This window comes from Kribbella sp. NPDC050281 (genome assembly GCF_040655855.1).
Lineage (GTDB): Bacteria > Actinomycetota > Actinomycetes > Propionibacteriales > Kribbellaceae > Kribbella.
Genome location: NZ_JBFAKS010000076.1, coordinates 9,038 through 19,248, shown reverse-complemented (window position 1 = coordinate 19,248; position 10,211 = coordinate 9,038). Strand labels below are relative to the sequence as shown.

General features: G+C 69.6%; 9 protein-coding genes. 6 read left to right on the top strand and 3 right to left on the bottom strand.

The window, feature by feature from the left end:
- The first annotated feature begins 310 nt into the window (after window positions 1-310).
- The 3 genes from AB0I34_RS43115 to AB0I34_RS43105 all read left to right on the top strand — a co-directional run bounded on the left by AB0I34_RS43115 (window position 311) and on the right by AB0I34_RS43105 (window position 2,891).
- Window positions 311-1,558 (top strand): iron ABC transporter permease, encoded by a 1,248-nt coding sequence (locus AB0I34_RS43115; protein WP_360458199.1) that lies wholly within the window; start codon window positions 311-313, stop codon window positions 1,556-1,558.
- 43 nt (window positions 1,559-1,601) lie between these two features.
- Window positions 1,602-2,183: an HhH-GPD-type base excision DNA repair protein gene (locus AB0I34_RS43110; RefSeq protein WP_360458196.1), complete on the top strand. Its 582-nt coding sequence runs from the start codon at window positions 1,602-1,604 to the stop codon at window positions 2,181-2,183.
- A gap of 117 nt (window positions 2,184-2,300) precedes the next feature.
- Window positions 2,301-2,891, top strand: a complete 591-nt coding sequence (locus tag AB0I34_RS43105) for a TIGR03086 family metal-binding protein (protein WP_360458193.1) — start codon at window positions 2,301-2,303, stop codon at window positions 2,889-2,891.
- Here AB0I34_RS43105 and AB0I34_RS43100 read toward each other — a convergent pair.
- A complete protein-coding gene (locus tag AB0I34_RS43100; protein WP_360458190.1) occupies window positions 2,841-4,079 on the bottom strand; it encodes an FAD-dependent monooxygenase in 1,239 nt (412 codons plus the stop codon). The genes AB0I34_RS43105 and AB0I34_RS43100 overlap by 51 nt on opposite strands.
- Window positions 4,080-4,347: 268 nt before the next feature.
- Here AB0I34_RS43100 and AB0I34_RS43095 point away from each other — a divergent pair, with 268 nt between their 5' ends.
- Entirely contained in the window at window positions 4,348-5,310 is a 963-nt protein-coding gene (locus tag AB0I34_RS43095; protein ID WP_360458186.1) for a hypothetical protein, read from the top strand.
- 147 nt (window positions 5,311-5,457) lie between these two features.
- Here the strand turns inward: AB0I34_RS43095 and AB0I34_RS43090 are convergent, their stop codons facing one another.
- Both AB0I34_RS43090 and AB0I34_RS43085 read right to left on the bottom strand, forming a co-directional pair.
- Window positions 5,458-7,479: an NADPH-dependent 2,4-dienoyl-CoA reductase gene (locus AB0I34_RS43090; protein ID WP_360458184.1), complete on the bottom strand. Its 2,022-nt coding sequence runs from the start codon at window positions 7,477-7,479 to the stop codon at window positions 5,458-5,460.
- Window positions 7,476-8,018: a PadR family transcriptional regulator gene (locus AB0I34_RS43085; protein ID WP_360458181.1), complete on the bottom strand. Its 543-nt coding sequence runs from the start codon at window positions 8,016-8,018 to the stop codon at window positions 7,476-7,478. Before AB0I34_RS43085 ends, AB0I34_RS43090 begins: the two co-directional genes overlap by 4 nt.
- A gap of 131 nt (window positions 8,019-8,149) precedes the next feature.
- On the opposite strand from AB0I34_RS43085, the gene AB0I34_RS43080 reads away from it, so the two are divergent.
- Window positions 8,150-8,635 (top strand): TrkA C-terminal domain-containing protein, encoded by a 486-nt coding sequence (locus tag AB0I34_RS43080; protein WP_360458178.1) that lies wholly within the window; start codon window positions 8,150-8,152, stop codon window positions 8,633-8,635.
- Window position 8,636: 1 nt separating this feature from the next.
- Window positions 8,637-9,854: a cation:proton antiporter gene (locus tag AB0I34_RS43075; protein WP_360458175.1), complete on the top strand. Its 1,218-nt coding sequence runs from the start codon at window positions 8,637-8,639 to the stop codon at window positions 9,852-9,854.
- Window positions 9,855-10,211: the final 357 nt, after the last annotated feature.

Below are 10,211 nucleotides of genomic sequence, written 5' to 3'. Positions count from 1 at the left end.
ACTTTCTTGGACAGCAGCTTGTGTCTGATCCGTTCCTGATTGCTCCTCTGATGAAAGCGTCTCAAGGTCGCGCACGCCGACGAGGGCAGTCTCGGTGCCCGCATCCGGGAGAACCGGTTGGCGCCGTACCAGGCCGTCATCGGTGCTCGTGAAGCGGCGGCCGTAGAGCGTGTACATCGTACGCGCACTAGCCCGGCGTGGACCTGAGGCTGACAGGTCAGATTAGGTAAGGCTATCCTCAGCGCCATGCAGGAGACGGTGGGACTTCGCCGGACCGGTCGGGTTCGTCGGTCTGGTCGCACCAGTCCTCGTGCGGCTCGCAGCCCCACTCGTCCCCGGACTGCTACGGCATCGCGTACTGCTTCCACTGTCCGGCCTGGCCGGCGTACTCATCGTGCTCGCGTCCGATGTCTCGCTGCGGGCCGCGTTCGGCGGGCAAGTCGGGGTGGAGATCCCGACCGGCATCATGACGATGATGGTCGGCGCGATCGTCCTGGTCTGGCTCGCACGGAGATACCGCGATTCCGGTCCGAGCAGGTCACCCGGCGGCACGAGCGCGGGGCTGCGCAGCCGGCGTACATTCCTCGTCGTGACCGGCGTCCTGGTCGTTCTGCTGCTCGGTGGCGCCATCTTCGCCATGCTCACCGGCGACGCCTTCCTCCGCACCGGCGATGTCGTCAACTGGGTCAACGGACGCTCCGGTCGCGCGATCACCTACGTCCTCGACCAGCGGTTCCCCCGGGTCCTGTCCGCCGTACTGTGCGGAGCGGCCCTCGCCATCGCGGGTACGACGGTGCAGGCGGTGTGCCGCAACCCGCTGGCCGAGCCCGGCATCCTCGGGATCACCGGCGGCGCCGGCGTCGGCGCGATCGCCACACTGATCCTCTTGCCGTCGGCAAGCATCTGGTTGCTGTCCGGCGTCGCCGCGATCGCGGCCCTCGGCACCTTCGCGCTGGTCTACCTGGTGTCGTGGCGCGGTGGACTGAGTTCGGACCGGCTGGTCCTGATCGGCGTCGGCGTCTCGTCCGGAGCGACCGCGATCATCACCCTGCTGATCGTCGCCACCGACCCGTGGAACCTCAGCCTCGCGATGACCTGGCTGTCCGGCAGCACCTACGGACGCACCCTGCCGCAGGTGGCACCGGTCGCGATCGCACTGCTCGTCTTCACCCCGCTGATCGTCCATGCACGGCGCGAACTCGACCTGCTCGCGCTGGACGACGACGTGCCACGGATTCTCGGCGTACGGCTGGAGCGGACGCGGCTGCTGGCGCTGCTGTGCGCGGCGTTGCTGACGGCGGCAGCGGTCTCGGCGATCGGAGTCGTCGGTTTCGTCGGCCTGGTCGCGCCGCACGCGGCCCGCGCACTGGTCGGCGGACGGCACTCCCGGATCCTGCCGGTGGCCGCGCTGCTCGGCGCGATCCTGGTCAGCCTCGCGGACAGCCTCGGCCGGACCCTGCTGGCCCCGGCCCAGATCCCGGCCGGCCTGCTCACCGCGCTGATCGGAGCGCCGTACTTCGTCTACCTGCTCTGGCGGACCCGCACTCCCGCCCGGTAATCGGGGCTCGATGGACCTCGCGGTTCGTGTCAAGATGGGCGTCATGCTGCGCGAACTGCACCTCACCGGCAACCCGGCCGCGGACAAACTGCTGAACGATGACCCGTTCGCCCTGCTGACCGGGATGCTCCTGGACCAGCAGTACCCGATGGAGCACGCGTTCTCCGGCCCGCAGAAGATCGCCGACCGGATGGACGGTTTCGATCTGCACAAGATCGCCGCCACCGACCTCGACACCTTCGTCGAACTCTGTGTCACCCCGCCGGCCATCCACCGGTACGGCGGTTCGATGGCCCGGCGGGTGCACGCGCTCGCCCAGCACATCATCGACAACTACGGCGGCGAGACGGCGGGGATCTGGACCGCGGGCCGGCCCAAGCCCGACGGCCCCGAGGTGCTCAAGCGGTTGAAGGCCCTGCCCGGCTTCGGCGAGCAGAAGGCCAAGATCTTCCTCGCACTCCTCGGCAAGCAGCGCGGGGTCGAGCCCAAGGGCTGGCGCGAGGCGGCCGGCGCGTACGGCGACCGCGGCGCCCGCCGCTCGATCGCCGACGTCACCGACGCCGAGTCCCTGCTCGAGGTCCGCTCCTTCAAGAAGGCCGCCAAGGCCGCCGCCAAAGCCGGCTGACCGCCTCGCCGCAGCTCCCGCCGGCCACGCGGGTTGTCCCTTGCGCCCACCGAGGTCCCTGCCGAAACAGGTTCGTCCGGCCTATGCTCGCCTGGGCAGGCAACGGGAGGAGCACGGATGGACATCCGGGATCTGGATCGGCGGGCCGGCGCAGTTCTGGGCGAAGTGGTGATGCAGATCCGCCCGGAGCACATGTGGTTCCCGACGCCCTGTCCGGACTGGACCGTCCGCGGACTGCTCCGCCACATCGTCAGCGAGAACGAGGGCTTCGCGGCCGCGGCCCTGAACGGCTCGGCCCCGGTCCAGGCGTGGAACGGCGGCCGGCTCGGCGACAATCCGGCCGGTGCGTACCGGCGGTCCAACGTCGGGGTGGCGGACGCCTTCGCCGACGGCGGCGCGCTGGACCGGCTGATGGAGGTCCGCGAGTTCGGCTCGTTTCCGCGCCGGATCGCGCTGACCTTCCACCAGCTCGACTGCGTCGTCCACGCTTGGGACCTGGCCCGCGCCATCGACGTCCCGTACGACCCGCCGCCGGACATGGTCGAGATGGCGCTCGGCCTGGCGCGCCGGATCCCCGACACCGACGTCGCCCGCGGCCCGGGCCTCGCCTTCGAACGCAGCGTCAAGGTCCCCGGCGACGCCTCCGACCTCGACCAGCTACTCGGCCTCCTCGGCCGCAATCCCGACTGGGTCTCCCCGTTCGACTGAATAGTCGGGCAGCTGGATCGCGTCGGGCTTGGCGACGGCCAGCTTGGCCAGCAGGCCGGCGAACAGGCGGGACATCGTGAGCCGGATCGAGGTGTCCCGCAGGCGGATCCCAAGAGCCGTCATCGGCATGGCCATCGTGATCCCACCGGGCGGCAGTTCCATCCGCTGGTCGACGTACGCCTGCATCCGGGCCTGGTACGCCGGGAACGCGCGGGAGTGATCGCCGTCCGCGACGGCTAGCTCCCCGGCCAGGACGTACGCGCCGACGAGTGACAGTGCGGTCCCGTGCCCGGCGAGGGGCGAACCGCAGTACCCGGCGTCCCCGACGAGGACCACCCGGCCGCGCGACCACTTCGGTACGACGACCCGGCTGGTGCTGTCGAAGTAGAAGTCGTCCGCATCGCGCAGCCCGGCCAGGATGCGCTCGGTGTGCCAGCCGAGACCCGCGAACCGCTCCGCCAGCAGAGCCTTCTGCGCGTCGAGGTCCCGTCGGTCGTAGCTGATCACCGGCGAACGGAAGCTCAGCAGCGCCTTCGCGACGCCCGGGTCGTGGTCCGGCCGCAGCCCGACCCAGCGCCCGCCGGGTGCCGAGTAGATCTTCATCCAATGGTTCAGCGGCTCCGGCGCCTCGACGCTGAAGTACGACGTGTAGCCGCCGAGGTGCTGCACGAACTGCTCCTCGGGCCCGAACGCGAGCCGGCGGACTCGCGAGTGCACCCCGTCAGCCCCGACGACCAGATCGAACCGTCGCCGCGTCCCACTCGTGAAGGTAATGAGTACGCCGGTCGCGTCCTCGTCGAGCGCCGCGATCGAGTCGCCGTACAGGTACTCGACGTCGTCGGTCGTCGCGTCGTGCAGGATCTGGGCCAGGTCGCCGCGGAGGATCTCTACGTCGGCGACGGGTCCGGCGCCGTCGAGCAGCTCGGCCGGCATCGCCGCCGCCGTGCGCCCGCTGGCCCGGACGTACTCGAGACCGCGTTCGTGCAGCTGCTGCGCTGCGATCTGTGGCATCAGGCCCATCCGCTCGGCGACCAGTTTGGAGATCCCGCGAAGGTCCACGGTCTGCCCGCCGGGCCGCGGACCGGGCGCCACCTCGACGATCGCCGGCGTGAACCCCTGCCGGCGCAGCCAGTACGCCAGCGCCGGTCCCGCGATCCCAGCACCGGAGATCAGCACAGTCTTCGTCATCTCGTCCACCCTCTCGTTGGCTAGTGCGCGTACGCCGTACACAGTGCACTGGGCTGGACGTCCTGGGCCAGCGCGCACTAGGGCACTCGGGGGTGGCGCCCTAGTGCGCTGCGACACGGGCCGAGGCGGTGAGATAAGGGCCTCGGGCAACTAATCGATGGTGTGGGTGCTCAAGTATTTTCGGCTGGTGTTGAACCGATCCCACCGAGCGCACGTGTTCCGCCGTGACACAGACAGACAACAAACGCCTTACGGTTCGGAGGATCTGATGAAGAAGCACCTCGCCGCGACGTTGACCGCCCTTGCTGCCGTCGTGTCGCTGTCGGCCTGCGAGTCGCCGATCTACGGCGCGTTCACGGACGACAACCCCTCGGCCGGCAGCACGTCGCCCACTCAAGAACCCCAGCAGAACAAGCAGAAGCCGGCGAATGGTGCCCAGGGCATCAGCCAGGACAACGACCAGGAACAGAAGGTGCTGAAGGTCCAGCAGGTGCCGGGCCTGACGCCGATCGTCACCAGCGCGACCGGCCGCACCGTGTACAGGTTCGACAACGACTCCGCGAACCCGTCGAAGTCCACCTGCCTTGCCGAGTGCCTCAAGTTGTGGGAGCCGGTGCTGGCCGGGTCCGGTGTCGTGGTCGAAGGCGGCGGCATCGACGAGCGCCTGTTCAGTACGATCGACCGCCCAGAAGGCCAGCAGGTCACGCTGAAGGGCTGGCCGCTGTACTACTTCAAGAGCGACCTCAAGCTCGGTGAACTCGCCGGTCAGGGTCTGCGCGGACTCTGGTTCGCGGTCAACCCCGAGGGTGGCAAGGCGAAGTCGACGAAGCCGACCGAGACCACCACGCCGGTGCGGAAAGATGTGCAGACCTTGACGGTCAACGTGGTCGACGGGTTCATGCCGTTCGTCACCAACGAGGCCGGACGCACGATCTACCGCTTCGACAACGACTCCAACAGCCCGTCGCGGACCAGCTGCACGGGTGAGTGCACGAAGAAGTGGGAGCCGGTGCTGGCGGGCAAGAAGGGTGTCAAGGTCCTGAGCTCGAAGATCAACCGGGCGTCGGTCGGCACGATCGACCGGCCGGAAGGCAAGCAGGTCACCCTGAACGGCTGGCCGCTGTACTACTTCCACAAGGACAAGAAGCTCGGCCAGACAGCCGGCTACGGCGTCGGCAACCTCTGGTTCGCCATCGCCCCCGACGGCAAGAAGGCCGCGCGCTGTCTCTGACAGTGCCCCCCACCAGGCGGCCGGACCCCACTCGGTGTCCGGCCGCCGCCCGTCGCCCTGCACGCACTCGCGCCGGCTGGTGGCTTGTTTCACCGCTGCCGCACAAACAACCCGCCAGCCAACAAACAACCCGCCACCCGCCGGCCGTCAGAGAATCGCGGCGAGGCGGGTGGCTTGGTCGATGGCGCGCTTGGCGTCGAGTTCGACGGCTAGGTCGGCGCCGCCGATCACGTGGACCGGGCGGTCGGTGGCTGCGAGGGCCTCGGCCAGGTCGCGGACCGGCTCCTGACCGGCGCAGACGACGATCGTGTCGACGGCCAGCACGCGGGGCTTCTCGCGCTGCGGGCCGAAGGTCAGGTGAAGCCCGTCGTCGTCGATGCGTTCGTAGTTCACCCCGCCGAGTTGCTCAACCTGCTTGTTCTTCAAGGCCGCGCGATGGACCCAGCCCGTGGTCTTGCCGAGACCCGCGCCGATCTTCCCGGCCTTGCGCTGCAGCAGGTACACCTGCCTCGGCGACCGCTCCGGCTTGGGTGTGGTGAGTCCGCCGCGCACGAGGGTCGGATCGGCGACGCCCCACTCGGACCTCCACGCGTCCAGATCGAGCGAGGGCGAGGACTCGGTCGTCAGGAACTCGCTGACATCCACGCCGATCCCACCCGCGCCGATGACCGCGACCGTCGCCCCGACGGGCCTTCCGTCGCGGACGACGTCGACGTACGAGAGCACCTTCGGGTGGTCGATGCCGGGGATGGCCGGGACTCGCGGTACGACGCCGGTCGCGAGAACGATCTCGTCGAACCCGGCCAGGTCCTCGACAGTCGCGCGCCGGCCGAGATGCAGCTTCACGCCGGTGAGCTCGAGCCGCCGCCGGTAGTAGCGGATCGTCTCGGCGAACTCCTCCTTGCCGGGAATCCGCTGCGCGATCCCGAACTGCCCGCCGATCTCGTCGTCGGCCTCGAACAGCTCGACCTGGTGCCCGCGCTCGGCAGCCGTCACCGCCGCGGCCAGCCCGGCCGGCCCGGCACCGACGACTGCAATGCTCTTGGTACGACGGGTCGGCAGCAACTGGAGCTCGGTCTCGCGGGCGGCCCTGGGGTTGACCATGCAGCTCACCTTCCGCTTGGCGAAAACATGATCAAGGCACGCCTGGTTGCAGGCGATGCAGACGTTGATCTCGTCGGCCCGATCGGTTGTTGCCTTCAGCACCCACTCCGGATCGGCCAGGAACGGCCGGGCCATGCTGACCAGGTCGGCGTCGCCACGCGCGAGGACCTCCTCGGCGACCTGCGGAAGGTTGATCCGGTTCGAGGTGACCACCGGGACGGTGACGTGCGGCTTGAACGCCGCGGTCACGCTCGTGAAGGCCGCGCGCGGCACGGACGTGACGATGGTCGGAACGCGCGCCTCGTGCCAGCCGATGCCGGTGTTGATGATCGATGCACCGGCCGCCTCGATCTCCTTGCCCAGCGCAACGACCTCGTCCCAGCTCTGACCGCTCTCGACCAGATCCGCCATCGACAGCCGGTAGATGATCAGGAAGTCGGCACCGACGCGCTCGCGGGTCCGGCGGACGATCTCGACCGCGAGCCGGCGCCGGTTCTCCGGGCTGCCGCCCCAGTGATCCGTCCGCTTGTTGGTGCGCTCGGACAGGAACTGGTTGATGAAGTAGCCCTCGGACCCCATGATCTCGACACCGTCGTACCCCGCCTCACGGGCGAGAGCCGCGCAGTCGACGTACGCCTTGATCTGCCGGCGGACGCCGCGGTCGGACAGGGCGCGCGGCTTGAAGGGATTGATCGGTGCCTTGAGCGCGGAGGCGGAGACGCTGAACGGGTGATACGCGTACCGCCCTGCGTGCAGGATCTGCAGAGCGATCCGGCCGCCCTCGGTGTGCACGGCGTCAGTGAGGACGCGATGCTTCCGCGCTTGGCGGCGGCTCGTGAGCACGGAGCCGAACGGCGTGAGCCAGCCGGTGCGGTTCGGGGCGTACCCGCCGGTCACCATCAGGCCGACGCCGCCGCGCGCCCGCTCGGCGAAGTACGCCGCCAGCTTCGGCAGGTCCTTCGACCGGTCCTCGAGGCCGGTGTGCATCGAGCCCATGATCACCCGGTTCGGCAGTACGACGTGACCGAGGTCGAGCGGCTCCAGCAGATGCGGGTATGCGGTCACGACTTGTCCTTCCGCAGTGCGTCGATCACTTCGTCACACCAGGCCACGAACGACTCCTCGGCCCGGATCCCGCCGCGGAGCACGAGGTACTGATGCAGATCCCGGCCGTTCAGCTTGGCCGGCTTCGGAAAGTCCCGTCGCTGGATCCCGCGGTACAGCTCGAGCCGGGTCGCGTGCTCCGCCCGGTGCCGCTGCACCTCCCGCAGGACAGCGCCCGGCGGCGCGAGCGACGCACCGCGCAGCTTCACGCCCAAGCCGTCCCGCAGTACGGCGGGGTCCTCGGGTTCGGCCAGCCAGCGGGAGAGCTCGGTGCGACCCGCCGGGGACACGCGGTAGATCTTCTTGTCCGGGCGGCCCTCCTGCGCGATCTCGGTGTGCTTCACCCAGCCGGCCTCCTCCATCCGGCGCAGCACCCGGTAGATCTGCTGGTGGGTGGCCGGCCAGAAGTATCCGATCGACCGGTCGAACCGCCGGGCCAGCTCGTACCCGGACCCGGCCCGCTCGGTCAGTGAGACCAGAATCGCGTGCTCCAACGCCATGGGCGGCACCTTACCTATGCAACGAGTTGCACTGCAGCTGAGTGCAGGACAGATCACAGTCGGCGACCGGACACGGGGTTCAGGGTTTGGGACAATGGTTGCAGACGCCAGCTATCGCGGATCGGAGCACCATGGACCAGCAGGCCCGCCCGACCAAGACGACGTTGCCCGGGATCGGCACCCGGTACGACCTGATCACCGAAGGCGGCAAACACGTCTCCGTGGTGGTGCGCAACGACGGGCGGCGGTTCCTCGGCTTCCACGATCCCGAGGACGACGACAACTGCAAGGACTCGGTCCCGCTCGACCCCGGTGAGGCGGCCGCTCTGGCCCAACTGCTGATCCCCGCCCCGCTCGATCCGGTCCGCGGCGAGATCGAGATCGACCTCGTCACCGAGCACATCCCGATCACGGCCAAGTCGCCGTACGGCGGCCGCACGCTGGGTGACACCCAGGCCCGCAGCCGGACCGGCGCGTCGATCGTCGCCGTCCTGCGGCGGACCGGCGCGACCCCGTCGCCGACCCCGGATTTCCGCTTCGCGATCGGCGACACCCTCGTCGTGGTCGGCACCCGCGAAGGCGTGGACGCCGTCGCGGACCTGATCGCGGGAGGGTGAGATGCACGAGAACCTCACCGCCCTGCTGATCGAACTGGGCGCGGTCATCCTGGCCCTCGGCATCCTCGGCCGGATCGCCGGCCGGCTCGGGTTCTCACCGATTCCGCTGTACCTGCTGGCCGGTCTCGCCTTCGGGCATGGTGGTCTCCTGCCGCTGGCGGCCAGCGAGGAGTTCGTTGCCACGGGCGCCGAGATCGGCGTCATCCTGCTGCTGTTGCTGCTCGGTCTGGAGTACACCGCATCGGACCTGGTCAGCACGCTCAAGACGCAGTACGTCTCCGGCGCGGTCGACTTCCTGCTGAACGCGATTCCGGGCGCGGCGGTGGCGCTGCTGCTCGGTTGGGGGCCGACCGCCGCGGTAGCGCTGGCCGGTGTCACCTGGATCTCGTCGTCCGGCGTGATCGCGAAGGTGGTCGGTGACCTCGGCCGCCTCGGTAACCGCGAAACCCCTGTGGTGCTGGGGATCCTGGTCCTCGAGGATCTCTCGATGGCGGTCTATCTGCCGATCCTGACCGCACTGCTCGCGGGTGTCGGGCTGGCCGGTGGCAGCATGACGCTGCTGATCTCGCTCGGCACCGTCAGCGTCGTCCTGTTCCTCGCGCTGCGCTACGGCCGGGTGATCAGCCGGGCGGTCTCTTCGGACAACCCGGAGATGCTGCTGCTCGTCGTACTCGGGCTGACGCTGCTGGTCGCGGGCATCGCCCAGAAGCTCCAGGTGTCGGCGGCGGTCGGTGCGTTCCTGGTCGGGATCGCGCTGTCGGGCGAGGTGGCGCACGGCGCGCGGAACCTGCTCAGTCCGCTGCGGGACCTGTTCGCCGCGGTCTTCTTCGTCTTCTTCGGGCTCAGCACCGATCCGGCGAAGATCCCGCCGGTGCTCGCGATCGCCCTGGCCCTGGCGCTGTTCACCGCGCTCACGAAGATCTTCACCGGTTGGTACGCCGCGCGCCGGGCCGGCGTGGGATCAGCAGGCCGCTGGCGCGCCGGCGGCACATTGGTCGCCCGGGGCGAGTTCTCCATCGTGATCGCGGGCCTCGCGGTCGGCGTCGAACCCAAGCTTGGCCCGCTGGCGACGGCGTACGTCCTGATCCTCGTCATCCTCGGCCCGATCGCAGCGCGCTACACCGAACCCATCGCCCGCCGCCTCACCACCCGCAAGCCTCCCACCGCCGAAGCCCCCGCCGCCGAACGCCTCGACAACCCCGCCAACACCCCCACCTGACCCATCCCACCCCCGCGCGAGGCCCGCCCGACCCGAGGCCCCGCCCGACCCCACCCGGCCCGAGGTCCCGCCCCAGGCCGCCGTTTGATGGGTCAGCCCACCAGACGGTGGGTTGGCCAGCGGCGTGCGGTTGGTCAACCCAGCAGACGCGGCGGGCGGGGGCGGCGAAGGTGCAGGAGTGCTGGGTCAGCCCAGCAAACCGTGGGTTGGCCAGCGGCGTGCGGTTGGCCAACCCAGCAGACGCGGCGGGCGGGGACCGCGAAGGTGCAGGAGTGCTGGGTCAGCCCAGCAAACCGTGGGCTGGCCAGCCGCGTGCGGTTGGCCAACCCACCGTCTCGTTGGCCAACCCAGCAAACG